Origin of the sequence: Pseudomonas sp. MAG733B, from assembly GCF_036884845.1 — a bacterium.
Classification (GTDB): domain Bacteria; phylum Pseudomonadota; class Gammaproteobacteria; order Pseudomonadales; family Pseudomonadaceae; genus Aquipseudomonas.
On sequence record NZ_CP145732.1, the window covers coordinates 4,595,658 to 4,619,840 of the forward strand.

20 protein-coding genes are annotated in these 24,183 nt (G+C 60.2%); 9 read left to right on the forward strand and 11 right to left on the reverse strand.

Annotation, left to right across the window (positions count from 1 at the left end):
- The first annotated feature begins 86 nt into the window (after positions 1 to 86).
- Positions 87 to 2,339 carry a TonB-dependent siderophore receptor gene (locus tag V6Z53_RS21005; protein WP_338581530.1) on the forward strand — a complete coding sequence of 751 codons (2,253 nt, stop codon included), beginning with the start codon at positions 87 to 89 and terminating at the stop codon, positions 2,337 to 2,339.
- Positions 2,340 to 2,600: 261 nt separating this feature from the next.
- Here V6Z53_RS21005 and V6Z53_RS21010 read toward each other — a convergent pair whose 3' ends face one another.
- Genes V6Z53_RS21010 through V6Z53_RS21020 form a run of 3 tightly spaced genes read right to left on the reverse strand, consistent with a single transcriptional unit; the run spans position 2,601 to position 5,396 of the window.
- On the reverse strand, positions 2,601 to 3,677 hold the full coding sequence (locus V6Z53_RS21010; RefSeq protein ID WP_338581531.1) for an alpha/beta fold hydrolase: 1,077 nt from the start codon (positions 3,675 to 3,677) through the stop codon (positions 2,601 to 2,603).
- Positions 3,661 to 4,083 carry a hypothetical protein gene (locus tag V6Z53_RS21015; RefSeq protein WP_338581532.1) on the reverse strand — a complete coding sequence of 141 codons (423 nt, stop codon included), beginning with the start codon at positions 4,081 to 4,083 and terminating at the stop codon, positions 3,661 to 3,663. Before V6Z53_RS21015 ends, V6Z53_RS21010 begins: the two co-directional genes overlap by 17 nt.
- Positions 4,080 to 5,396, reverse strand: a complete 1,317-nt coding sequence (locus tag V6Z53_RS21020) for an alpha/beta hydrolase (RefSeq protein ID WP_338581533.1) — start codon at positions 5,394 to 5,396, stop codon at positions 4,080 to 4,082. Before V6Z53_RS21020 ends, V6Z53_RS21015 begins: the two co-directional genes overlap by 4 nt.
- Positions 5,397 to 5,730: 334 nt before the next feature.
- On the opposite strand from V6Z53_RS21020, the gene V6Z53_RS21025 reads away from it, so the two are divergent.
- The gene (locus V6Z53_RS21025; RefSeq protein WP_338581534.1) at positions 5,731 to 9,537 is read left to right on the forward strand and encodes an autotransporter outer membrane beta-barrel domain-containing protein; all 3,807 of its coding nucleotides are present in this window, start codon (positions 5,731 to 5,733) and stop codon (positions 9,535 to 9,537) included.
- 159 nt (positions 9,538 to 9,696) lie between these two features.
- Here the strand turns inward: V6Z53_RS21025 and mqo are convergent, their stop codons facing one another.
- The 4 genes from mqo to V6Z53_RS21045 all read right to left on the reverse strand — a co-directional run bounded on the left by mqo (position 9,697) and on the right by V6Z53_RS21045 (position 13,806).
- On the reverse strand, positions 9,697 to 11,337 hold the full coding sequence (gene mqo, locus V6Z53_RS21030) for a malate dehydrogenase (quinone) (protein ID WP_338581535.1): 1,641 nt from the start codon (positions 11,335 to 11,337) through the stop codon (positions 9,697 to 9,699).
- Positions 11,338 to 11,576: 239 nt separating this feature from the next.
- The gene (locus V6Z53_RS21035) at positions 11,577 to 12,503 is read right to left on the reverse strand and encodes a Gfo/Idh/MocA family oxidoreductase (RefSeq protein WP_338581536.1); all 927 of its coding nucleotides are present in this window, start codon (positions 12,501 to 12,503) and stop codon (positions 11,577 to 11,579) included.
- A gap of 79 nt (positions 12,504 to 12,582) precedes the next feature.
- Positions 12,583 to 12,987, reverse strand: a complete 405-nt coding sequence (locus V6Z53_RS21040; RefSeq protein ID WP_338581537.1) for a DUF488 family protein — start codon at positions 12,985 to 12,987, stop codon at positions 12,583 to 12,585.
- Between the two features lie 6 nt (positions 12,988 to 12,993).
- Positions 12,994 to 13,806 carry an AraC family transcriptional regulator gene (locus V6Z53_RS21045; RefSeq protein ID WP_338581538.1) on the reverse strand — a complete coding sequence of 271 codons (813 nt, stop codon included), beginning with the start codon at positions 13,804 to 13,806 and terminating at the stop codon, positions 12,994 to 12,996.
- Between the two features lie 134 nt (positions 13,807 to 13,940).
- Here V6Z53_RS21045 and V6Z53_RS21050 point away from each other — a divergent pair, with 134 nt between their 5' ends.
- Both V6Z53_RS21050 and grxC read left to right on the forward strand, forming a co-directional pair.
- On the forward strand, positions 13,941 to 14,459 hold the full coding sequence (locus V6Z53_RS21050; protein WP_338581540.1) for a carboxymuconolactone decarboxylase family protein: 519 nt from the start codon (positions 13,941 to 13,943) through the stop codon (positions 14,457 to 14,459).
- A 26-nt stretch (positions 14,460 to 14,485) separates the two neighbouring features.
- Entirely contained in the window at positions 14,486 to 14,737 is a 252-nt protein-coding gene (gene grxC / locus V6Z53_RS21055) for a glutaredoxin 3 (protein WP_338581542.1), read from the forward strand.
- Between the two features lie 153 nt (positions 14,738 to 14,890).
- Here the strand turns inward: grxC and V6Z53_RS21060 are convergent, their stop codons facing one another.
- From V6Z53_RS21060 to V6Z53_RS21075, 4 genes are all read right to left on the reverse strand, one after another.
- Positions 14,891 to 16,399: a tripartite tricarboxylate transporter permease gene (locus V6Z53_RS21060; RefSeq protein WP_338581543.1), complete on the reverse strand. Its 1,509-nt coding sequence runs from the start codon at positions 16,397 to 16,399 to the stop codon at positions 14,891 to 14,893.
- 24 nt (positions 16,400 to 16,423) lie between these two features.
- Positions 16,424 to 16,906, reverse strand: coding sequence for a tripartite tricarboxylate transporter TctB family protein (locus tag V6Z53_RS21065; RefSeq protein WP_338581544.1), 483 nt, complete (start codon positions 16,904 to 16,906; stop codon positions 16,424 to 16,426).
- Position 16,907: 1 nt separating this feature from the next.
- On the reverse strand, positions 16,908 to 17,873 hold the full coding sequence (locus V6Z53_RS21070) for a tripartite tricarboxylate transporter substrate-binding protein (protein WP_338581545.1): 966 nt from the start codon (positions 17,871 to 17,873) through the stop codon (positions 16,908 to 16,910).
- 134 nt (positions 17,874 to 18,007) lie between these two features.
- Positions 18,008 to 18,922 carry a LysR family transcriptional regulator gene (locus tag V6Z53_RS21075; RefSeq protein WP_338581546.1) on the reverse strand — a complete coding sequence of 305 codons (915 nt, stop codon included), beginning with the start codon at positions 18,920 to 18,922 and terminating at the stop codon, positions 18,008 to 18,010.
- An 83-nt stretch (positions 18,923 to 19,005) separates the two neighbouring features.
- On the opposite strand from V6Z53_RS21075, the gene V6Z53_RS21080 reads away from it, so the two are divergent.
- The 5 genes from V6Z53_RS21080 (at position 19,006) to V6Z53_RS21100 (ending at position 24,182) form a co-directional block, all read left to right on the forward strand.
- Positions 19,006 to 20,073 (forward strand): LLM class flavin-dependent oxidoreductase, encoded by a 1,068-nt coding sequence (locus tag V6Z53_RS21080; RefSeq protein ID WP_338581547.1) that lies wholly within the window; start codon positions 19,006 to 19,008, stop codon positions 20,071 to 20,073.
- Between the two features lie 68 nt (positions 20,074 to 20,141).
- Positions 20,142 to 21,134: a flavin reductase family protein gene (locus tag V6Z53_RS21085; protein ID WP_338581549.1), complete on the forward strand. Its 993-nt coding sequence runs from the start codon at positions 20,142 to 20,144 to the stop codon at positions 21,132 to 21,134.
- An 89-nt stretch (positions 21,135 to 21,223) separates the two neighbouring features.
- Entirely contained in the window at positions 21,224 to 22,612 is a 1,389-nt protein-coding gene (locus tag V6Z53_RS21090; RefSeq protein WP_338581551.1) for an MFS transporter, read from the forward strand.
- A 33-nt stretch (positions 22,613 to 22,645) separates the two neighbouring features.
- On the forward strand, positions 22,646 to 23,059 hold the full coding sequence (locus V6Z53_RS21095; protein ID WP_338581553.1) for a GFA family protein: 414 nt from the start codon (positions 22,646 to 22,648) through the stop codon (positions 23,057 to 23,059).
- 70 nt (positions 23,060 to 23,129) lie between these two features.
- Positions 23,130 to 24,182, forward strand: a complete 1,053-nt coding sequence (locus V6Z53_RS21100) for a YeiH family protein (RefSeq protein WP_338581554.1) — start codon at positions 23,130 to 23,132, stop codon at positions 24,180 to 24,182.
- The last annotated feature ends 1 nt before the right edge of the window (position 24,183 follow it).

Here is a 24,183-nt window from a genome sequence, read left to right on the forward strand (position 1 = left end):
AAATAGGTATAAAACCCATTCCTCAATGATTAACGCATGCGTATGATAGTTATTCTCAAATAACACCAATTCATATGTGAGTTCGCATGTCCGCCCCAATCTTCCTGTGTGCAGAAAACACCGTTGCCCCGCGTTCGTCCCTGGCACTCCGGCCTCTGGCTCTCGCAGTACACATGCTTGCGGCCGGTATCACCGTCGCGGCTCCGTCCTTGCAGGCGGCGGAAGCAACTGAGCAGACGACTGAAAGCGCTTTGACCTTGAACCCCATCGCAATCACCGAGACTGCCAACGCAGAGCAAGTCGGGGTTACCGAGGGCACTAACTCTTACACGACGGATGCTGCGCGCACGGCCACGCCGTTGACCATGTCGCTGCGCGAAACACCGCAGTCCGTCAGCGTCGTCACCCAACAGCGCATTCAAGACCAGGATCTGAAAACCATCCTCGACGTGGTCAACAACGCCACCGGTGTGTCGGTCAATCGCTATGAAACCAGCCGTGCCCAGTTCAACGCCCGCGGCTTTGAACTCAACTCGCTGATGATCGATGGCGTACCGACCATCTATGAGCAGCCATGGAGTTCGGGTGAGATTTTCAGCAGTCTGGCCATGTATGACCGAGTTGAAGTGGTGCGCGGCGCCAACGGTTTGATGACCGGCGCGGGTGACCCTTCCGCGTCCCTCAACATGGTGCGCAAGCGCGCCAACAGCAAGGAACTGAAGGGTTCGGTGGAGCTGAGCGCCGGTACTTGGGACACCTATGGCGTGGAGACCGATGTGTCCACGGCGCTGAACGAGGAAGGCACGATTCGTGCGCGCTTTGTCGGGGAGACCAATGAGGGCGACACCTGGATCGACATGAACTCGAACAAGCGCCAGACCCTTTACGGCACCATGGACATCGACCTGACGCCCGACACCACCTTGTGGTTCGGCTTGAGTCACCAGGAAAGCAATGCCGAATCTCCAATGTGGGGTGGCCTGCCGGTCTGGTATGCCGATGGCAGCCGCACTCACTGGAGCCGCTCGAAGACAACGTCTGCTGACTGGAGCAAGTGGGACACCACTTACAAAACCTACTTCGTCAACCTCGACCACACGTTTGCCAACGACTGGCAAGTGCACCTCAGCTACAACCGTGGCGAGCGAACCGGCGACTCTTCCCTGCTGTATCTCTCCGGCAATCCCGGGCAGAACGGCAGCTCTGGCATGTTCTCGTTCCCGGCGACCTACAAGACCGAGACTACCCAGGACGACTACGGCATCCGCTTCAATGGCCCGTTCACGTTCCTGGGCCGCGAGCACGAAGTGGCCTTCGGTTACGTGGACAGCAAACAGAAGTTCGACGCCGATGCACTCAATGCGCAAACCGGGTTTGACGGTGTTGCCGACTTCGACAGTTACAACGGCCACTTCCCCGAGCCGATCTGGGGCCCGCGGACTGACTACGGCTACAGCGAGACCCGGCAGAAAGGGCTTTACGCAGCCACCCGCCTGAGCGTGACCGACGATTTGAAAGTGATTCTCGGCGCCCGTGAAAGCTGGTACGAGAAGACCGCCGATGACGTGTTCTCGGAAGTGAGCAAGACCGATGTCGATCACGAGCTGACGCCTTATGCCGGCGTGGTCTACGACCTCACCGACAACCTCTCGGCCTATGCCAGCTATACGGAAATTTTCCTGCCTCAGTCGGTACGCGACCGCAATGGCCAGGAACTCGACCCGATTGTTGGCGAGAGCACGGAATTGGGCCTCAAGGGTGAATACTTCGGCGGCCGCTTGAACGCTTCCGCGGCGATCTTCCAGATCAAACAGGATAATCTGGGCAAGAACACCGGCGAGCTGATCGACCCTACGAACCCCGTCGGCGGCTTCGCCTACGAGGCCACCAAAGGCGCGACCAGCAAGGGCTTTGAGCTTGAAGTGTCCGGTGAAATCGCCACCGACTGGAATGCCACCATCGGCTACACCCAGTTCAAGGCTGAAGACGCCCATGGCGACGACGTCAACACCCTGTACCCGACCAAGTTGCTGCGCACCTTCACCACCTACCGTCTACCAGGTGTTTTCAACAAGCTGACCATTGGCGGCGGGGTTAACTGGCAGGACTCGATCTACACCTACGCCACCAACCCGGCCGGCAACTCCGAGAAAATCCAGCAGGATGCCTATGCACTGGTCAACCTGATGGCTCGTTACGAGATCACCGAAAACCTCTCGGCCCAAGTGAACGCGGACAACATTACCGATGAGAAGTACTTCGACATCTTCGATGCCTACGGCGCGCTGACATACGGTGCACCACGCAGCATTACGGCTTCAGCGAAGTATCGTTTCTAAGACACAGCGCTGGGTGGCCAGGCTCTGTGCCTGGCCTTGCTCAACTCATCTCACAATATTTTCACAACCGTCGGCGTACGGTAGATCCCACTCCTTTTGTGATTCCCGGCCCGCACTCCCCATCGCGGGCTTTTTTTTGCCTGTACTAAAGCTTCATGCGACCAGCCAAAGCAGCAGGCCCGTTGATACAACCAGTGATGTCGTGCGCGTCGGGTCGGTCAGTTGGCTTCATGCAGTTGTCTGCTACCACCTTCGCGATGTTCATACGGATCGGCCACCCAGCCATTGATCGAGCCTGGGCCACATCCGCTTGATCGCGGCCGGCCCCGCTACCAGGCTGACATGCCCGCCCGGCAGCATCAGCTCTTCCTTGTCGCGCGAACCCACGCGGGCCACCAAAGGCTGCGCACAATCAGGCGGTACCAGGGAATCGTATTGCGCGATGATGTGCAGCAGCGAAGCCTCGATGTTCTTCAAATCGACCGCTTGACCACCGATGCGCAAGCCACCTTCGTACAGCGAATTCTTTAGCCCGAATTCTTGATGGATCTGCCGGAAATACCCGCCGGGAAGCGGCAAGGTTTCGTCATTGAAACGCGCCATCATGCGGTGTCCCCTGACGTAGTCGTCGCTCCACATGTTGGCCCAGAGCCGGGCCTGGCCGGCAATGCGGCCTGCGGGGCGATGCAATTCAATCGCCTTGATAATGGCCTCAGGCGGGACCAGACCCGTCGCATCAATCAAGCGTTCAGCCTTGAAGTGACGCTGTTTGGCCAGGGGCATCTTCGTCCAGTCGATGGGTGTCGTGAAACACACCAGGTTCTTCAACGGTCCTGCGGGATGCAGCGCGGCGTAAAGCGTCGCCAGCACACCGCCCATGCAGTAGCCAATCAGCGTGATGTCTTCCACGCCCGAGTCTTGCTGCACCCGGCGAATACAATCCGGAATGAAGTCGAGCACGTAGTGGTCAAGCTTCAGATGGGCCTCTTCCTGGCTCGGCGCATTCCAGTCCATGACATAGACGTCGTAGCCCTTTGCGAGCAGAAACTCGATCAGGCTCTGTCCCTTCGTCAGGTCGAAGATGGCCGCCTTGCTGGTCGTCGCCATGACAAACAGCAACGGCACGCGATAGATCTCGTCCGATGTCGCGTGATAGTGGTACAGGCACAAGGTCCCGCGACGGTGCACGAGGGTCTTGGGCGTCAAGCCCACCGCTGGCGGCGGCGTGCTCAGGTACTCGAGCCCCTTGAGGACACGCTGGACCATCATGCTGACCTCCGAACGGAGTCTGTCGGTCACCGACATGTCAGCGATCTTGTTGTCATGCGGCCGGCTCATCGTCACCTCCTGCCTTTCTTTTGCGCTTGGATGCCAGTTTGAGTGGCGTCGGGGGCACTTCAGCCAATGGGCGCCGCGTCCGTGGCGGTTGCGGTGCAATCGCCGGATGGGTGGGGGCTGGAAGCAATTGATCGAGCTTGTCCTCTACTCGCCGCAAAGCGGTGGCCAGGGCGTTGACTTCGGCGCGGCTGGGCAGGCCCATGCGCTTGTGCAAACGCTCCAGCGATGTCTGCGACAGGTGCTGCAACCCGAGCGCAACCTTCGAATACTGGTCGATCACAAGACCGACTTCTTTTGAATCGATGTTACGGGCGGCCAGGGCATTGACGCCGTTCTCAAACCGGGTGATGGCCTCGCGATACAATTTGAACGGATCCGGTAATGCCATGACGTAGTCCTCGATCAAGGTTTCACAGTGCAGTTTTTGTCTGTCGGCCAGGTTTGGCGCGCGGCCAGTCGGTCCAGGCCGGAAATGGCTCTTCGCCGAATGATGACGGTGGGCAAGAGCCAAGGCCTGATCAACAACCGGCAGGCACCGGCCGCTTTTGGCGATAGCAGCCGCAACAAAGCGATGCCCCACCGTTCGGTGACTACCCAAGTGGTCAAGGTGGCGGTTGCCAACTCGTCAGCGGTAGCGCGCAGGCGCGAATGCCTGCGTGGCCCCCTGTCGGCGATCTCGATCGTCCTGTCCGCAGCCGGTTGTCGGGCGAACGCCGTCGTCAGTGCATTGCCGATGCGCTGCAACGCATCGCGGCTGGCACTGTTGACCGAATCAAAATTGAGGAACCCGTGGAACTGGCCCCCGTAGTGCAACAGCTCCACCGGCACGTCGGCTGCTCGCAAGCGAGCGGCATAGTCCAGGCCGTCATCGCGGATCGGATCGAAACCGGCACTGACGACGATTGCCGGCGCCAGGCCGCGCAGGTCCGGGCTGCGGCGCGGGGAGTACCAGGGATCAAGCAGGTCCAGCGTATCGAGCGAAGGCGCCAGGGTTCGTTCGATCCATTGCATCGCATGATCGGTCAGCAACGCACGCCCGTAAGCGTTCTCCGCGTAGGAAGGGAATTTCTCCACCAGTTCGGTGGCCGGGTAAACCAGCACTTGCAGGCTCGGTAACGGGCCGCCGCGACGCAGACTTTCCTGGGCAACGGCAGCACAGAGATTGCCACCCGCCGAATCGCCGCCAATCGCCAGGCGAGTCGTATCGATACCCAACTGCGCGCCGTTTTTTGCCATCCACTCGAATGCCGCGAGGGCATCGGCACGGCCCGCAGACAGGTCGTGCTCCGGCGCCAGTCGGTAGCGCACGGCAATGACGATGCAGTTGGCGGCCAGCGCGATGCTGCGGCAGATGCCGTCAGCGGTGTCCAGATCGCCAATGATGAACCCACCGCCAAAAAACCACATGAACGCGGGCCGCAGTTGCTGCGCATTGTCAGGTTTGAAGATGCGCAGGGCGATGTCACCACCCGGCCCGTCGATCAGTTGCTCGGTCACGGAACCCACCGGCGGATTGCGCGCGAGTGCCAGCGCCGTCAATCGCCAGCCCAGGCGCAGTTTGGGCAGCGAATAGTCTTCTGCGCGGCGCAGACTCATGGAGAGATTGGCCAGGCGCAGGAACGCACGGGCCTCACGGTCGGGTTGATGTGCGCGCAACACGCGAGGCATACCGATAGCCGGTCGCTCAGGGTGCACCGTTGGTTTTTTTTGGTTTTTCATTGCCACTCCATTCGCAGGGAATCCGTATACCGCGCAGCAGCAATAGCTTACTGAGCGCCACGGCTGCGGGGGCTACCCTCAATGGGGGGTAAAGCAAACCAGCCATCGGTTAATGAAGTTGGAAAGCTCAATTGGAGTACAGCAACACAAGGACGAACGTGAAGAGTTCAGCGACGTCAACGACGACGGCGTTCGGTCCCTCCCGCAGGGTTTTTCAGTTATTTCTCGAACCTTTGAAATATCTACTATGGTTTATCACTGTGATCATGGGGCAATGGAAGTGCCGTGCCGAGGGTATCCAGAGAGACTTGAATGAGGTGAACAAGGAGGTTTAATGCACATCATTTGCGGCCGGACTTGCACCGAGCTTTCCCCCCACTTCATTCGCAGCGCCTTGCTTGTTGCCATTGCGAACGCTGTCACCCCGATGAATGCCCAGGCAGCCTGTGGTCCGCTGGCTGCCGGGGCCTACAACGTATCGCAGACATGCACGCCCGCAGCAACTGTCGATGCGTCGATCACCACTCAGCCCGGCACGACTATCACGACCACTGCCGGCTCTTCAGTGCTGAGTCGTGGCAACAACAGCAACTCAACGATCACGCTCAGTGGCACTTCCATCAATAGCACGCCACCTACGGCGGCCAACGCAGTGTTTTCCAATGTGATCGGTACCGGCAACGCGAGCCTGACCGTCAACGGTGGCACCAATACCGTCAACGTCGGGGGCAGCGGGCTGGATGCACTGGCGATCACCAATGCCGGCAGCGGGTTGTCGACGTTCTCGGTGACTTCAGGCACCACACTGAACATTCTCAATACCGTCGTCGGCAATGAACACGACGGGATCGATATCAGCGCCAGCGGCAGCGGTGGGATCAATCTGACACATGAGGGTAACGGTCAGATCACCCTCCTCGGTGGTAATGGCATCTGGACCAAGGCCACAGGCAGTGGCGACACCCAGGTCAATGTCGGTGCCGGGGTCAGTATTCTGATCAACAATGACGATGCACTGTCCGCCGGTCCTCCCATACTCGACGATACCTTGCCCACCGCCGGCATCGGCAACCATGCCGGGGTTCATACTCGCGCGGTCAATGGCAACACCACCGTAACGAGTGCCGCCAACATCCAGGGGATCGGCATGAATGCGTTCGGTATTTTTACCGAGGGTGGTGCCGGGAACACTCTTCTGAACAATAGCGGAACGATCAATACCAACGGACTAAGCGGCTCCGGCATACGCGCCTTCTCAACCGTGGGCAGCATCACCATCGTCAACAACGGCGCAATTGCTACAACCGGTGGCGCCGGCCACGGCATCTATGCCAACGACAACGTCGGCGCGACCGGTTCGATCAGCATCGAAAACAACGCAGTGCTCAATGTTGGCAGCACGGCCAATGATGCCGGTTCACGAGCCATCTATATCATCAAGCGCGGCACAGGTGATGCCACCGTTACCGGCAATGGCAACATCACCGTGCTCGGCGGGCTGAACACCACTCGGGCCTACGGCATCATCATCAGTGCCGAGGGCGGCAATGTTCTGGTGGATTACGGAGGCGATATCTCCGCCAGCGGTTTTGGTGCGGGCGGCATCCGGATCGACTCGACCGGTGGCAATGTCCGTGTCAATTACACCGGCAATCGCATTGAAACGCTTCACAGCAACGCCAACGGCATTTATGCCTCCACCCAATCGTTGACGGGCACAGTAGACGTCAATGCCGGCGGTACGATCATTACCCATTCCAATGCCGGTACAGGCGATGGTACCGGCATTGGCGCTTTCGGCATTCAGGCTTTGACCTTGGGGGGAGCGGTAAATGTTGCGTTCACCGGGCCGCTGATCGACGTCAATGGCCAGGGAGCCGCCATTCTTGCCGGCAATGCGTTCAACTCAGGCACCGGGCTAAGCGCGCTCAGTGTCAGCAATAGCGCACAGCTGATCGCCCGTGGCAATGAACAACGAGGAATCCGCACGCTCTCCACCAGTGGTCAGCAGACTATCGTCAACACTGGGGCAATCCAGACGCTTGGCGCGAGCAACAGCCAGGGGATTCTTGCCCAGGCATCGGGTGCAGCCAACGTTTCGGTCAGCAATTCGGGAGCGATCACCAGCCGGGGCGCAGGCTCTTCAGGGATCGATGCATTGACCCAGAGCGGAACGGCCAGCGTCAGCAACACCGCGACGATTCAGGGCGGCTGGGCAGACAGCAGCGGCATCGCCCTTGCCGGCGCAACGCAATCGTTGAGCAACTCAGGCGCAATCGGCGCCCTCAGTGATGCGGCGGTGCGCGCGGACGCTACCCTTCCGGGCACGGTTTTCAGCCTGATCAACACGGGGCAGATGACCGGCTCGGTCACCGCCACGAGCGCCACCAGCACCCTGTCCAACAGCGGCACCTGGACGCTGCGCAACTTTGCCGACAGCACCGGCAGCGGCAACCGCGACACCTGGGGGATCGCGGTCAGCAACCTGGGTTCGGCAACCGCCAACAGCATCGACAACAGCGGCCTCATTCGCCTGGCAGCGCAACCGGCGACCGGTGTCGTCAATTTCAATGCAGCCGGTGCCTATTTGCCCCTGGGCCAAGCGGCAAACACGCCAACTCCAGGTGGTGCTGTACAAGGTCAATTGCTCGGTGTGAACCGTTTCATCAACAGCGGCACACTTGACCTGTCCGGTGCAAGCAACACTGTTGGCAACGTCATGCTAATCAGCGGTGCGACTACAGCAGGCACTGATGGCGGTGGGGTTTTCGTTTCGAACGGCGGCAGCCTGCTGCTCAATTCCACCCTGAACGAAGGCGGTACAAACAGCCGCTCCGACATGCTGGTGGTGGACTCGACCGAAACAGGCAGCGGTGCCACGAGGATTGCAGTCACTAATAAAGGGGGACTGGGTGAGTTGACCCAAGGCAACGGCATTGCCGTCGTCGAACTGCTCGACAAGTCGGCGGCGGCGAGCGATCCGAACGCTTTTCGCCTCACTCGCCGGGTGGTTGCCGGACCATACGAGTATCGTTTGCAGCAAGGCGCCGAGGATGGCAGCGCCAAAGACACCTGGTTCCTGCGGTCGGATGCCCCAATACCGGATGACCCTCCTGACCCAACCCCCGCACGAATACCCAACTATCGACCGGAAGTCTCGCTGTACGGCGCGTTGCCAGCGCTGGCTCTGGTCTACGGCCGTACGCTGGTTGATACCCTGCACGAGCGCGTCGGCGAGGAGCGCCTCAACGCTGACGACCCGCTTCCTGCGCAAGACCAGACCACCTACGCCCCATCCATGGGATGGGGACGCGTGATCTACCGAAGCGGCAAGCAGGATGGGGATCAAAAAAACGCCTTGGGCAACACACCGGATTACAACTACGACCTGACTGCGTTTCAGGTGGGTACCGACCTGTATCGCAAGGTCGATGCGGATGGCAGTCATGATCAGGCCGGCCTATCCTTGTCGGCTGGCACCATCGACGCGGGCGTCAGCCACTACACCCGACGTGCCGCCGGCGAAGATACATTGCGCGCCTATGGCGTGGGAGCCTATTGGACACACTTCGGCCCGTCTGGCTGGTATCTGGACGGCGTAGTTCAGATCAATCGTTTCGACATCGAAGCCAAGCCTAACGATCTGTCCGGCCTGAAAACCCGAGGCTGGGGGTATACCGCTTCGCTGGAGAATGGCTACCCGTTTGAGATGGACAAGGACTGGTATGTCGAACCCCAATTGCAGGCAATCTACAGTTACGTTGACCTGGACAGCAGCGATGATGTCGGCGCCAATATCCGGTTCAAGGACGTGGAATCGCTTATTGGCCGGGCCGGCGTGCGCATCGCCAAAGACTGGGACACTGAAGGTGTCGACCAGCGCACACGGCGCACCAACGCATGGATCCGCCCCAGTGTCTGGCACGAATTCAAAGGGCAACCGAAAACCGAGTTCTCATCTCAATCGGGTTATATCCCGTTCGAGGCGGACATCCAGGGCACGTGGGGGGAAATCAATCTGGGAGTGGATTACCAAGCCAACCAGCGCACCACTTTCACCGCTTCGGCAGGCTATCGCCAGGGCTTCGACGGTGACAGCCATGGTTACGACGCCATGCTGGGTTTCAAAATCAACTTTTGAGGTTAATACCGCATGGCGCAAGATCCATAGCTGTTGCCACCGTAGGCTCATTTCAAAGTAAAACTGCCATCTACCCGTTGAATCCACAGTCCGACGTGCCAAACAGCAATCGCCCCACTGAAAAGCCCGCTGACGATTAACGTCCAGCGGGCTTTTTGATCACAGCGCCATGTCGGCCGACGCATTGTCCTTTACGGGTCGGGTCGCTTCTTTTTCAACATCCGGCGTGGCGACCTGGCTGATCGCCGGTGGCGGCATCAGTTCCAGCACCTTGGCGGTGTAGGCCCACTCCTGCGCCACTTTTTCCGGATCGTCATTGAGCTGGGTGCCGTAGCTTGGCAGGATCTGGTGGAGTTTCTCCTGCCATGCCGGCGTCGCGACTTTGTCTTTGAAGACCTTCTGCAGCAGGCTCACCATGATCGGGACGGCGGTCGACGCGCCGGGGGATGCACCCAGCAACCCGGCAATGGTGCCGTCCTGGGACGTGACAATCTCGGTGCCCAGTTTCAGGACGCCACCGGCCGCTTCGTCACGCTTGATCACCTGTACGCGCTGGCCTGCCTGCCACAGACGCCAATCCTCGGCTTTGGCGTTGGGAAAGTATTCCTTCAAGGCATTGATACGATCCGCGTCCGACAGCATCAGTTGACCCGCGAGGTACTGGACCAATGGATACTGCTTGATGCCAACGCGGGTCATCGGCCACGCATTGTCTGTGGTGGTGGTACTCAACAGGTCGAGATAAGAACCCTGCTTGAGAAACTTGGTGCTGAAGGTGGCGAACGGGCCAAACAGGATCAGGCGCTTGCCGTCGAGCACGCGGGTGTCCAGATGCGGAACCGACATCGGTGGCGCGCCCACTGAAGCCTGGCCATAGGCCTTGGCGAGATGGCGCTCGGTAATGGCCGGATTTTCCGTGACCAGGAATGAGCCGCCCACCGGAAAGCCTGCGTATTCCCTGGCCTCGGGAATCCCCGACTTCTGCAACAGTTTCAGCGCACCACCGCCCGCACCAATGAACAGGAACCGGGCGTCGGTGACGGTTTCGCTACCATCCTTGAGGTTTTTGTAGCTGACGCGCCAACTACCGTCGTTGTTATGGGTGATGTCCTGCACTTCGCTCGACAACTTCAGGGCAAAACCGGGAGAGGTTTGCAGGTAACCGACCAGTTGCCGGGTTACTTCGCCAAAATTCACGTCGGTGCCATTGGGGTTCCACGTGGCGGCGATTTTCTGCTTCGGATCACGCCCTTCTATCATCAGCGGAACCCATTTCTTGATGACAGCCGGGTCTTCGGAGTACTGCATGCCGCGGAACAACGGGCTGGCCTGCAACGCCTCATAACGCTTTTTCAGAAAGCGCACGTTGTCCTCGCCCCAGACGAAGCTCATGTGCGGCGTGGAATTGATAAACGAGCGCGGATTCTTCAACACGCCTTGCCTGACCTGCCAGGCCCAGAATTGCCGGGTCAGCTGGAAGCCTTCATTGACTTCAACAGCCTTGTTGATCGTGACTTTTCCGTTCTCGTCCTGCGGCGTGTAATTCAACTCGGCCAGAGCCGAATGGCCTGTACCCGCGTTGTTCCAGCCATTGGAGCTTTCCAGAGCGACACCGTCGAGACGCTCGACCATTTCCATGGAAAGCCCCGGCTCGAGCTCATGCAGCCAGACGCCCAAAGTCGCACTCATGATGCCGCCGCCGATCAGCAGTACATCGACTTTTTTGGCCTCTTCGGCCTGCGCATGCACAGCGCCAAATGACAGGGTTAAACCGGCAAGGACGTGTTTCAATTTTCTCATGTTCATCATGTGATTCTCTCGCGAATTCACGGTCATCCCTGCCGCTCGGTTGGCTCTCTCGTTGGTGGTAGGTGGGTAAAACCTGACGGGAAACTTCGAGATCAAGCATCACGTGAATCGGATTTGCCCCCACGCTCGACACCCCGATGAACATCAGGGTAACGAGGATCAAGCGACCCTGTGGGGGTGTTTACTTCTTTTTTGTGCCAAAGTGCATTTAATTACGGCCAACCCTGCCGTTAATCGTAAAACGCCTCGACCGAAACACGACTGCCAACAAAAAAACTGTCGGCAACCAGTCGCAGCGGCTGGAGGTCGAGGTCACTGGCCTGATCGCCGATCAGCTGTTGAAAGTGTCGATACACCGCCGCGTACTCGCCCTCTTCCGATACGGTCTGGCGCACGCCGTCGATGCTCAACAACGCGCCACCGTTGTCCAGTCGCAGGACGCCTTCGGCGCAGCGAATCTCGATGCTCCAGAGTTCGTCGTGACCATGGTCGAAATCGAATTCGGCGCGGACGTCGAGGTGGCGTGCGTCAGACATTTTGATGGAAGCGGCAATCGGTGACTGGCAGTTGCTCGGGACGCGCAGTTCGGCGGACTCGACAAACAGCGGCAGCGCCAGCAGATGGGTTGCAATCGACAAGGCATTGATGCCCGGATCGAAGACGCCCAGGCCGCCGGGTTGCCAGATCCACGCCTGGCCGGGGTGCCACTTGCGCACGTCTTCCTTCCAGTCGATCTGTACGCTTTGCACGGTGCGGCTGGCCAGCCAGTCGCGGGCAGCTTCGATGCCGGGCGCGTAGCGTGAATGCCAGGCGAACAGACCGCTGACGCCTTGCACCTCTGCCTGGCTCACCAACGCAATCGCTTCACCCAGGGTGGCGCACGGTGGTTTTTCTACCAGTACGTGTTTGCCCGCGGCGAGCGCTTGTTGCACCAAGGCGAATCGCCCTTGCGGCGGCGTGCAAAACGCAATCGCATCGACCTGCGGGCCGTTTTCGAGCAGCTCGCCAAGGGACTGAAAATTTTCCACCCCGGCGCAGGGCTGCCCTTGCGTGGCGACAGCCACCAACTGGAACGCGGGGTTGGCGTTGATCGCGGGAACGTGTTGATCCTGGGCAATCTTGCCGTAGCCCACCAGACCGAGACGGATCGGTTGCATCAATGACTCCTGATTTTTTGTTTTTGGTCAGCGAACTGGCGAGATTACGTTTGTATCGCGCGGAAGTCATTTTCGCTTTTCAATAGTCCGGAAATTCATCCCGATAACACGCCGGTGAACTGGAACCGCCGTATCGATCAATCTCATCCTCCAGCCACTGGGCGAGCAAGACGGCATGGTTTTGCAGTGGATCTTTGGCTGTGAAGACCAACGTCAGCGTCACCGTTTCGGCGGACGGCAAAAGCGCCCACCAATGCGCCGGCTGCGCGGTTAGCTCCAGACGATAGGCTGCGCTGTACCGGGTGAAATCCAGCGCCCCGGTATCGAAAGCGTTCTGTAGATCAACCGATGGCGCGACATCGGGTGACCAGTCATCCAAACGCAACGAATCCTTGGGGCAATCTTGCGGCCACAGGCGATCCACCAGAATGCGCCGCCCATCCTCAGGCGTGGCAGGCTCGCCGCTACTTTTGCACTGGATCATGACTGTTCACCCTCTCCACTCGCGCGGGCTGACCCCGGTCTTGCGGCGAAACGCCCTGGCCAGCGCCGATGGGCTTTCGTAGCCGACTTCTTCGGCGATCAGCGCAATCGGCTTGCCTTCGCGCAAGCGTTTCTGCGCCAGGCTGATGCGCCAGCTCACCAGATAATCCACCGGTGCCTGCCCCACTACTCGCTTGAAGTGTTCTGCGAAACTGGCGCGGGACATATTGGCCGCCGCTGATAATTCGGCCACGCTCCAAGGCTTGCCCGGTGCTTCGTGCATGAGGTTCAAGGGGCGTGCCAGGCGCGGATCGGCAAGGCCGGCCATCATGCCCGGCTGTTGATTGCGGCTGGTGAGGATGTGCCGCAACAACAGGATCACCACCAGTTCGAACAGCCGATCCATCACCGCTTCACGGCCACAGGTGCCCGCGAAAGCTTCGTCGAACAGCCATTGCAACGTGCTGGCCATGGTGGGGATTTCATCGAGTTTGAGTACCAGATACTCCGGCAATGCCGAAGCGAGTGCATTGCCTGAGCCGCCATCGAAACTCAGCGATGCGCACACCAGTTGCGTGGCGGACGCCTCTGAAGCGAACAAACGATGGCGATACGGCCGAGGGAAAAAGATCAGCGTCGGCTCGGTCAGTTGCAGCTCGCGCTCGTCACCCAGCTTCAGCGCGACCTCGCCGGCCTGCAGCAAGTGCACATGCCCGCACACCTGAGTGCCATCGAAGGCGGTCGTGCCGCAAAACGTGCCGCTGTGGAAGGTGCCGGCATTGACGCCGAAATGCGTAAGCAAGGTGGACAAGCGATCCATGGGTAGGCTCCCGGGAGCAGTTCTGGACGATCTGTCGCATATCGTCGACGATTTGCATCCAATTGACCAGAGCGAATCACTAGCATGGACTCCGTACCCAGCGCCTGTCGCGCTTGAATCCTCGGAGAGTCACCATGACCCGCATTGTCCCTGTCAGCCTCGAACACGCCACCGAAGCCACCCGCCCGTTACTGGAAGGCGTGCAGAAGAAAATCGGTTTCCTGCCCAACGTCTTCCGCGTGTTGGCTCTCGCCCCCGCCGTGCTGGCCTCGTACCTGCAGAACTCGGCGGCACTGGGCAAGACATCCTTGAGCGCTACGGAGAAGGAAGCGATCTTCCTCGCCACCTCGCAGGTCAACGGCTGCGATTACTGCCTGGCGGCGCACACGCTGTTTGCCGGCAAGGCCGGGCTCTCCAGCGAGGAAATCCTCAGCGCCCGTGAAGGACAACTCGACGCCTACGCCCTGCTGGCCAAACAGGTCACCGAAAGCCGCGGACACCTGAGCAGCGATCAGATCGCCGCCGCCCGCGCCGCCGGGATCAATGACGCGAAGATCATCGAAGTGATCGCCCACGTGGCCTCGCAGACGCTGACCAACTACCTGAACAACGTCGCCCTGACCGATATCGACTTCCCGGCCATCAACGCCTGATCAACCTCGCTGCGGAGAATACGAGCATGAACACTGTGACCCTTTACACCACTGACACCTGCCCTTACTGCCGCAGCGCCAAATCACTGCTGGCCAGCAAAGGCGTGAAAATGCACGAGATCAACATTCAGCGTGAGCCGGGCAAACTTGAGGAAATGCTTGAGCGCAGCGGCCGTCGCAGCGTGCCGCAGATTTTCATCGGCGACGCGCACATCGGCGGCTTTGATGACCTGGCAAAACTGGATCGCCAGGGTGGGTTGATGTCGATGCTGGCCTGAGCCTGTAGGAACGAGCCTGCCTGCTCGATTTCGTGAACAACGCCAAACCCTGTGGGAGCGGGCTTGCCCGCGAAGACGTCGGCACATTCAATATTGATGTGACTGAGCCGACGCTTTCGCGGGCAAGCCCGCTCCCACAGTTGTTGTGTACGCTCAGTCGTCTTCGTGCAACTTGATCCCACGCTTGTGCAGCAGGTACGGCACCAACAGCACCAGCAAGGTCAGGGCCATGAAAACCGCCGAGATCGGTTGGGTGAAAAACACCGTCCAGTCGCCTTCGCTGATGGACAAGGCGTTGCGCAGTTGCTTCTCGGCCATCGGTCCAAGCAGCATGCCAACGATCACCGGCGCGACGGGGAAGTCGAAGCGGCGCATCAACACCCCGGCCCATCCGATTGCCAGCATCAGCAGCAGGTCGAAGGAAGAGTGGCGCATGCCGTACACGCCGATGGTGGCGAACACCAGAATGCCGGCGTTCAGGTACGGTCGGGGAATTTGCAGCAGCTTGACCCACAAGCCCACTAACGGCAGGTTCAGCACCAGCAGGATGACGTTGCCGATGTAAAGCGAAGCCACCAGTGTCCAGACCAGATCGGCGGAGGTTTCGAACAGCATCGGCCCCGGTTGCAGGTTGTAGTTCTGAAACGCCGCCAACAGGATCGCCGCCGTGGCGGACGTTGGAATGCCGAGGGTCAGCAATGGCACCAGCGAGCCAGTCGCACTGGCGTTGTTGGCCGCTTCCGGGCCGGCCACACCTTCAATGGCGCCCTCGCCTTTGTTGGCCGAAAACTCTTTCGGATATTTGCTGAGTTTGCGCTCGGCGGAATAAGACAGGAACGTCGGAATCTCCGCACCACCGGCCGGAATCGAGCCAAACGGAAAGCCGATCAGCGTGCCCCGCAGCCAGGCCGGCACCGAGCGTTTCCAGTCAGCGCGAGTCATCCACAACGAGGTCAGGCGATGCCGCCCTTCTGCCTGTTCTGATTGATAAAGCAGGCTATACAAGGCTTCGCCGACCGCAAACAAGCCGACCGCCACCAGCACCACTTCGATGCCGTCTACCAGTTCGGGAACGCCCATGGTGTAACGGGCAATGCCCGAGGTCGAATCCAGGCCGATCAGGCCGATGGTCAGCCCGATCCCCAGCGAAGCAAAGCCGCGCAGCATTGACGCGCCGAGCACTGCCGACACCGTGGTAAACGACAGCACCAAAATCGCGAAATACTCGGCCGGGCCAAAATTCAGCGCCAGCCTGGCCACGATTGGCGCGAACAAGGTCAACAGAATCGTCGCGATGGTGCCGGCCACGAACGAGCCAATCGCTGCCGTCGCCAGCGCCGGTCCCGCCCGGCCATTGCGCGCCATGCGGTTGCCCTCCAGCGCCGTGACCATGGAGGACGATTCACCGGGGGTGTTGAGCAAAATCGAGGTCGTCGAACCGCCGAACTGCGCGCCGTAGTAGATCCCGGCGAACATGATCAGTGCGCCGGTGGGGTCGACCTTGGCAGTGATCGGCAGCAACAACGCCACCGTCAGCGCTGGCCCGATACCCGGCAAGACGCCAATGGCGGTGCCGAGCAGACAGCCGATGAAACCCCACATCAGATTGATCGGCGTCAGCGCTGCGGAAAACCCCATCGCCAGGCTTGCGAGAATGTCCAAGATGTCGATCTCCTTCGGCCCGAGTCAGATCCAGGCGTTGACCAGCGGCGGCAGGGAAACCCCCAGCCCGGCGTTGAACAGCCAGTAGATCGGCAGGGTCAAGGCAATGCCGATGGCCAGGTCGCGCAGCGGATGACGACTGCCGAAACCCCGGGCCGCACAGGCAAACAGCAAACCTGCGGCCAGCACAAAGCCGATCAGGTTGATCAGCAACGCCACGCCCACCAACCCGCCGGTCACCCAGGCCGCACCGGTTTTTCCGCCAGCAATGCCGGGATTGCCGCTGTCCAGTTCACGAAATCCGCCAGTGAACGCCTGATAACTCAGCAACACGCCCACCGCGCAGAGAAACCCCCCGACCACGTAGGGATAGACGTATGCCGGCAGAATCACGAAGCCCATCTCGGGCGGGAACCGAAAAGCACCCACCGCCAACACGGCGCTGAGGGCGATCAGGCCAATGCCGATCGCCAGTTGCACCGGCACGACTGCACGCGCGCCGGCCATTTCAGAGCAGTCCGACCTTGACCAGCATCGCGCGCAACCGCACGTGTTCTTCATCGACGAATTTGCCGAAGTCATCACCGGTCAGCACGCTTTCGGTCCAGGCATTGATACGGATGTTGTCCTGCCAGACCTTGCTTTTGCTGGCGGCCAGCACAGCATCGGTCACTTCTTTACGCTGCTCGGGCGTGAGATTCGCAGCGCCGTAGACACCACGCCAGTTGCCGATGACCACGTCGTAGCCACTTTCCTTGAGGGTGGGCGCGTCGATCTCCGGAACACGCTCAGGGGCACCGATGGCGAGCACGCGGATCTGGCCGTTCTTGATGTATTGACCCAGTTCGGCATAGCCACCCGTCAGCACTTTGATTTGCCCGCCCAGGGTCTGGGCCACGATTTCACCGCCACCGCCGGTGGCGATGTAATTGACCTTGTTGACTGGTACGTCCAGCTTGCCGGCCAGTTCGGCGATGCCGATGTGGTCGATCGAGCCCTTGGAGCCACCGCCCCAAGTGATGCTGGAGGGCTTGGCCTTGAAGTCCTTGATCAGGTCGTCGAGGGTCTTGTACGGAGATTCCTTGCGCACCGCGATCACGTTGTATTCGGTAAACAACCGCGCGATCGGCGTTACGTCCTTCAAGCTGATTTGCGGTTTGTTCTGTTCGATACCCGCGACCATGATCGCGCCGACCACCAGCAGCGCATTCGGATCGCCCTTGGTGCTGTTGGCAAACTGCGCCAGCCCCAGCGTGCCACCCGCGCCGCCCTTGTTTTCAAAGGTGACGGCCTTGGCGACATTGGCCTCGATCAGGGCCTTGCCCAACACTCGGGCGGTCTGGTCGTAGCCACCGCCCACGGAACCGGGGGCCATGAACTTGACGGTGTCCAGCGCCAGCGCAGGTGTGGTGAGTGCAGCAGCGACAAGGCCCACAGCCAGGCTATGACCGACGCGACGAAACAAAGCGGACATGGTGTATCTCCCTTTAGCATTGTTTTTATGGGTGCCGTTTGCGCGTCGATCAGAGTACGAATTCCTGCTCGATGAACATTGGCCTGCGCATAAGCGTAGGACAAAGTTGTATCTATGAGGATTTCATCGCGGGATCAGTTGACCGCGCACCGTCTCACTTGCGCACGGAGCCATTGCAGGCCTTCATCGGCATCGAATCGCGCGTGCCAGCAAGCAATCAGTTCGGGCTCGGGAAACTCAAGCGGAGGGGAATGGCAACTGAGGTTGAATACGTCGGCAAAGGTGCGAGCGATCGGGCTCGGCAAGTTGCAGATGTAGCCGGTTTGCGAGGCAATGACCGGCATCGCCATGAAGTTCTGCACCACCGCACCGATGCATCGGCTCAGGGACTTGGCCGCGAGTGTTCGGTCAATGATGTTGCCGCCGCGCTCGTGCATGCTGATGACTACGTGCGGCCGCTCCAGATAGAGATCCAGCGGAAAGCGCCCTTCAGGCAAACGCTCTCGCTGCCAGATCAGGGTGAGCAACTGGACGGTCGACAATTGCTCGAAGCGTACCCCCGCACCCAACGCTTCGGGGAGGTTGATCATCAGGTCGATGGCCCCACTTTCAAGCATCAATGACAAGGTCCCGGGCTCGGGCAAAGGCACGATTTCAATGACCACCCCCGGCGCGGCCACGGAAATATGCTGGAGCAGCCGGGGCAGAATCAGGAACTCGACGAAATCCCCTGCCGCAATGCGAAAGGTGCGCTGGGCGTTGGCCGGCGAAAACAGTTCCCCGCCCTGCAGCACCTGATCGATTTTCTCCAACGCCTCACGCACCGGGCCGATCAATTCGGTGGCCCGTGATGTCGGCAACAGCCCCGCACGACCGAGCACGAACAGTTCGTCGCCCAGTCGTTCACGCAAACGGCGCAACGCGTGGCTGACGGCTGACTGGCTCAGCGCCAGGCGTTCACTGGCGCGGGTGACGCTCTGGGTTTCCCAGAGTGTGATGAACACCACCAGCAGGTTCAGATCGAGGGTACGTATATTAATGTTGTGCATACATTGAATGGTACATATTCATTTTACTCATTGTAAGGCCTTTGATTTAGTGAACCCATCGTTCACCTGTCGGGAGACTCACAATGAATAAAAAAATCCCCCTGAGCATGGGCTGGTTCTGTCCAACACTGGGCGACACCACTGCGTTCGGTGACCCGAGCCAGGATATTCCGCGCTCGCTGGAGCATTTCGAACGCGTGGCCATCGCCGCCGAAAACGCCGGGTTCGACTACATGCTGCTTCCGGTCAGTGCGATCTGCTGGGACGCCTGGGTGGTTGCCTCTTACCTGGCGGCGCGTACCACACGCCTGAAAATGCTTGCGGCGCTCAAGCCCGGCTATATCCATCCGGTTACCCAGGCAAAGATGATCGCGACCTTCGATCAACTGTCCCAGGGCCGCATCTACCTCAATCTGATTGCCGGCGTCAGCGACAAAGACGCTTACGCTGAAGGCCAGTTTGTGGCCAAAGAAGATCGCTACGATCAGTTACTCGAAGAAGTCGAGCTGATGAAACGCCTGTGGACCGAGCAAGACGTGGAACACAACGGCAAGTATTTTCAGGTCCATGGTCCGAAAATCATGCCTGCCACGGTCCAGCAGCCGCATCCACCTTTCTTTCTCGGCGGTGGTTCCGACCAAGCGGCGGAAATTTCGGCCAAGCATTCGTCCGTGCACCTGTTCTGGGGCGATTACCCGGAACGCATTGCCGGGCAGATCATCGAGATGCGTGCCCGGGCAGCCAAATATGGCCGCGAAGACGAAATCCGATTCGCCATGCGCCTGCAAATCATCTGCCGCGAAAACGAAGAGGACGCCTGGGCTGCCGCCGAGGCACTCATCGCCGGGGCAGAAAACTCGGCACTCGCCGCAGCGGTACAGATGGCGGCAAAAAGTAATTCGGTCGCCAGCCAGCGCGCCGCCGAACTGTCGAAAACCGTCGGCCGCAAGATGACTCCGCACCTGTGGACGGGGATTACCGAAGTCCGTCCCGGCGCAGGCGTCGCGGTGGTGGGCAACCCTGAGCAAGTCGCCGCACAACTGATGGAGTTCGTCGAGGCCGGTTGCAGCGGCTTCTGCCTGTCGGGTTACCCGCATCACGAGGAAGCCGAGCGCTTTGGCCGTCTGGTCATGCCCCTGCTCTGCCCTTGAAACGCCCCTTCGTGCAAGAACAACAATAAATTCGCCCTGATCCGTCAGCGGCGATGGAGTACTGGTACATGAACAATTCGAACTTCGACCCGCGGCAGTTCCGCCAGGCGCTGGGCGCCTTCACCACCGGCGTGACCATTGTCACGACCCGAGGTCGGGACGGGCAGGACTACGGCATGACGGCCAACAGTTTCAACTCGGTGTCGATTGACCCGCCGATGGTGCTCTGGAGCCTGAACAAGGATTCGTCATCGGCCCAGGCGTTTACCGGTTCCGAACACTTTGCCGTGCACATCCTGGCCAACGATCAGGAAGATTTGTCCAACCGCTTCGCCAAGCGTGGCGTCGACAAATTCGCCGGGCTGTCGACCACTCGCGGTGCTGACGGCATCCCGTTGCTGGAAGGCTGTTCGGCGCGTTTCGAGTGCCGCACAACCTACCAGTACGAAGGTGGTGATCACATCATTCTGGTCGGGGAAGTGCTGGCCTTCGATCGCTTTGACAGCTCACCACTGGTGTTTCACGGCGGCGGTTATCGACGCCTGCTGGAGCCTGTCGTCGTGCAGGATCATAGCGTCTATGGCGACAACTGGCTGGGCTTCCTGCTGGGCCGCGCCTACTACCAGATGCAAATGCCGATTCGTCAGCAACTGAAGGCCATGGGCATGAGCGACCTCGATTTCGAGCTGCTGGGCATGCTCAGTTTCGGCGAAGGCAAAACCCTGACTGAGTTGCGCCGACTGTTCGAATTCGTCGGCAAGGACCTCACCCGACAACACCTGGATGTCTGGGTGCAAAAAGGTTTGCTCACCTTGGAAACGACCAATGATGAAGCGGCGCGAATTTACTTCACCGAGTCCGGACGGCAATTGACCATCGAGTGGCTGGCGTTCGCCAAGGCCGCCGAAATGACCGCAATGGAGTCACTCGATTACGAAGAAGCCCAGCAGCTCAAACTGCTGATCGGGCGCGTGATCCAGCAAACCGGCGAAACGCTGCCGCAGCACTGGCGCAAGGAAAATATCTGGCAGGACAACAATCTTTGGCAGCAACCCGGCTGAACCGCTGCCAGCCATGCGGCCTGGGGGCTTTGCTCCCAGGATCTGGATACAACAATAAGAACCAGCGCGTGTCATGAGGTATTGAAGTGATGTCGAGTACAACCGGTATCCGGAGCACTACCGTCGCCCCTGCGGCAGTGATCCTGCCTAATCGCGGACAGGCGTATTACACCGTCGGCGTCCTGCTGATTGCCTATATTTTTTCGATCATGGACCGGCAGATCCTGACCCTGCTGGTCGGCCCGATCCAGCAATCGTTGCAGGTCAACGACAGCTGGATGGGCGTGCTCCACGGTTTTACCTTCGCTGCTTTTTACTCACTGGTCGGCCTGCCCATCGCGCGGCTGATCGATCGCGGCAATCGGCGCTGGGTGATCACCGTCGGCATCGGTCTGTGGTGCATTGCCACCGCGGCCGGTGGTTTGGCCAGCGAGTTCTGGCACTTGTTGCTGGCGCGAATCGGCGTGGCGGTCGGTGAGGCCGTGCTGCTGCCGGGTGCGGTGTCTTTGATCAGTGATTTGTTCCCGGCGGAAAAACGCGGCCGCGCCCTCGGCGTGTTCGGCACTGGCGCATCATTCGGCGTGGGTGCCGGTCTGCTCGCCACCGGTTTGGTGCTGGGCTATTTCACCGAACACCCGCTGACCCTGCCTGGGTTGGGCTTGCTGCAACCTTGGCAGACCACGTTGATGTCGATCGGCTTGCCCGGCCTGCTGGTGTTGCTGTTGATGGCCGGCGTGCCCGAACCGCGTTCACGCAAAAACGCGATGGGCGTCAAACCGCAGGCCCGCACGGATGTACCGCTGCGTGAAGTACTGGCGTACCTGCGCGAGAACCGTCGCACCTTTGCTGCACTGTTCCTCGGCGCCGGCTGTTTCTATGCGGCGGTGTATGGCAGTGGCGGCTGGGTGCCGACTTATCTGGTGCGTGAATTTGGCTGGAGCTACGCCCGGGTCGGAGCCTTGATGGGCGCGATCATGTGCGTCTGTGGTCCGCTCGGCGTGGTCATCGCCAGTTGGCTGGGCGAGTACTGGCGCAATCGCGGGGTGAGCAACGGCAACCTGCGCGTCGCCCTGATCGCCTGCATCCTGCTGGCGCTGGTGAGTGTGCCGCTGTTGCTGGCGTCGAGCCTGGAACGAGCGATCCCGTTCCTGGTGTTGGCCACCCTCCTCTGGACCAGCCTGTTCGGCGTGGGTGCAGCCCTCATCGTCGAAGTGTCTCCGGCGCCCATGCGCGGCCAGTTCATGGCCATGTTCACCGGTGTCCTGAACCTGCTGGGCGCCGGTTGCGGCCCGGTCTTCATGGGGTTGCTGACCGACTACGTGTTCAAGGACCCGCACGCGATCAAGTACTCGATCCTCTATGTCTCCCTGATCGCCTGCGCCCTCGCCGCCCTGCTCTTTTGCAGCGCCTGGAGCAGTTTCCGGCACACCGCGCAAAACGCCCTGCAATGGGAAGCCAGGCGCGCGCTTCACCCTTGACCCTTTTCCTACCCCCCGAATGAGTAATTTTCCATGACCACCCTCAATGGCAGTTGCCTGTGCGGCAACATCCAGTATTCGACCCTCGCCGCCCCGCTGATGACCGCTGTCTGCCACTGCAGCGATTGCCAGAAACAATCGGGCAGCGCCTTTTCGATCAACGTGCTGGTACCCACCGACGGTTTCGAAGTCGCCGGCAAGACGTTGAGCAGTTTCTCCAGCAATGGTGGCAGCGGCCTGCCGGTGCGGCGGTTCTTCTGCAGCCATTGTGGCTCCGGACTGTATAGCGCGGTGACCACGATGCCCGGCCTGTTTGCGGTCAAGGCCGGCACGCTCAGCGACACCTCGGCACTCAACCCGGCCTTGCACCTGTGGTGTGCCTCAGCCCAACCGTGGGTGCCGATCGATCGCGACTTGACGTGCTACGAGCAAGCAGTCACCGACTAATCCCCCCGCCTGGCGTCCGGATCGACGTAGCTCCCCGCGCGTTGCTCCGGACGCTGTAGAGAAAATCAAGATGATCAAGAACGCGCCCCCTGCGTCGCACATCAGCACACCCGTCAGCGCGCCCCGGCAATGGCTTGGCCAGCTGCGGCAGATCGGTCCCGGTCTGCTGGTCAGCCTGGCGATCGCCATGGCCTCGGCCTTTATCGCTGATCACTACGGTGGCCCGACGTTGTTGTATGCCCTGTTATTCGGCATGGCCTGCCATTTTCTCAGCGAGCACAGCCGCTGCCTGCCGGGTATCGAGTTCGCCTCGCGGACGCTGTTGCGCATCGGCGTCGCGCTGTTGGGTGCGCGTATCACCCTGGAACAGATCGGCTCGCTTGGTTGGGAAACCGTACTGGCAGCCGTGTTTGCCGTGACGGCGACAATTGTTGTTGGCTGGCTCAGCGCTCGCCTGCTGGGCGTACGCGCCGACTTCGGCGTGTTGACCGGTGGCGCCGTGGCCATTTGCGGAGCGTCGGCCGCCCTGGCGATTTCCGCCGTACTGCCCAAACATGAGAACAGCGAGCGCGATACCTTGCTGACGGTGGTCAGTGTCACCGGCCTTTCGACCGTGGCCATGATCACCTATCCGATCCTCTGCAAACTGCTCGGCCTTTCTCCCGAACAAGCCGGGACCTTTCTCGGCGGCACCATCCATGACGTGGCGCAGGTCGTCGGCGCCGGCTACATGATCTCGCCGGCAACCGGCGACATCGCCACCGTGGTGAAGCTGCTGCGCGTGGCGCTGCTGGTTCCCGCCGTCGTGGTGATTGCCTGGTGTTTCCGCCGGCAACAGGGCCAGCAGACAGGCACGGGACGGCGGATGCCGCTGGTTCCGGGATTCCTGCTCGCCTTTGTTTGCCTGGTTGCGATCAACAGCAGTGGCGTCCTGCCGCTTTCGCTGTCGAGCGCCATGAGTGACACCTCACGTGTCTGCCTGGTGATCGCTATCGCGGCCTTGGGCTTGAAAACCTCACTGCAAAAACTCGCGACTGTGGGCTGGCGCCCGATCGCGTTGCTGGTTGGTGAAACGCTGTTCCTCGCAATGCTGGTAATCGGCCTGCTTTACCTGGGTCGCTGAA

Bases quoted from the DNA above. Each gene is read 5' to 3' on its own strand.
- V6Z53_RS21025 (WP_338581534.1), top strand. From the start codon at position 5,731: ATGCACATCATTTGCGGCCGGACTTGCACCGAGCTTTCCCCCCACTTC.
- mqo (WP_338581535.1), bottom strand. From the start codon at position 11,337: ATGAGAAAATTGAAACACGTCCTTGCCGGTTTAACCCTGTCATTTGGC.
- V6Z53_RS21020 (WP_338581533.1), bottom strand. From the start codon at position 5,396: ATGAAAAACCAAAAAAAACCAACGGTGCACCCTGAGCGACCGGCTATC.
- V6Z53_RS21090 (WP_338581551.1), top strand. From the start codon at position 21,224: ATGTCGAGTACAACCGGTATCCGGAGCACTACCGTCGCCCCTGCGGCA.
- V6Z53_RS21050 (WP_338581540.1), top strand. From the start codon at position 13,941: ATGACCCGCATTGTCCCTGTCAGCCTCGAACACGCCACCGAAGCCACC.
- V6Z53_RS21005 (WP_338581530.1), top strand. From the start codon at position 87: ATGTCCGCCCCAATCTTCCTGTGTGCAGAAAACACCGTTGCCCCGCGT.
- V6Z53_RS21070 (WP_338581545.1), bottom strand. From the start codon at position 17,873: ATGTCCGCTTTGTTTCGTCGCGTCGGTCATAGCCTGGCTGTGGGCCTT.
- grxC (WP_338581542.1), top strand. From the start codon at position 14,486: ATGAACACTGTGACCCTTTACACCACTGACACCTGCCCTTACTGCCGC.
- V6Z53_RS21075 (WP_338581546.1), bottom strand. From the start codon at position 18,922: ATGCACAACATTAATATACGTACCCTCGATCTGAACCTGCTGGTGGTG.
- V6Z53_RS21080 (WP_338581547.1), top strand. From the start codon at position 19,006: ATGAATAAAAAAATCCCCCTGAGCATGGGCTGGTTCTGTCCAACACTG.
- V6Z53_RS21085 (WP_338581549.1), top strand. From the start codon at position 20,142: ATGAACAATTCGAACTTCGACCCGCGGCAGTTCCGCCAGGCGCTGGGC.
- V6Z53_RS21065 (WP_338581544.1), bottom strand. From the start codon at position 16,906: ATGGCCGGCGCGCGTGCAGTCGTGCCGGTGCAACTGGCGATCGGCATT.
- V6Z53_RS21035 (WP_338581536.1), bottom strand. From the start codon at position 12,503: ATGCAACCGATCCGTCTCGGTCTGGTGGGCTACGGCAAGATTGCCCAG.
- V6Z53_RS21010 (WP_338581531.1), bottom strand. From the start codon at position 3,677: ATGAGCCGGCCGCATGACAACAAGATCGCTGACATGTCGGTGACCGAC.
- V6Z53_RS21100 (WP_338581554.1), top strand. From the start codon at position 23,130: ATGATCAAGAACGCGCCCCCTGCGTCGCACATCAGCACACCCGTCAGC.
- V6Z53_RS21045 (WP_338581538.1), bottom strand. From the start codon at position 13,806: ATGGATCGCTTGTCCACCTTGCTTACGCATTTCGGCGTCAATGCCGGC.
- V6Z53_RS21095 (WP_338581553.1), top strand. From the start codon at position 22,646: ATGACCACCCTCAATGGCAGTTGCCTGTGCGGCAACATCCAGTATTCG.
- V6Z53_RS21040 (WP_338581537.1), bottom strand. From the start codon at position 12,987: ATGATCCAGTGCAAAAGTAGCGGCGAGCCTGCCACGCCTGAGGATGGG.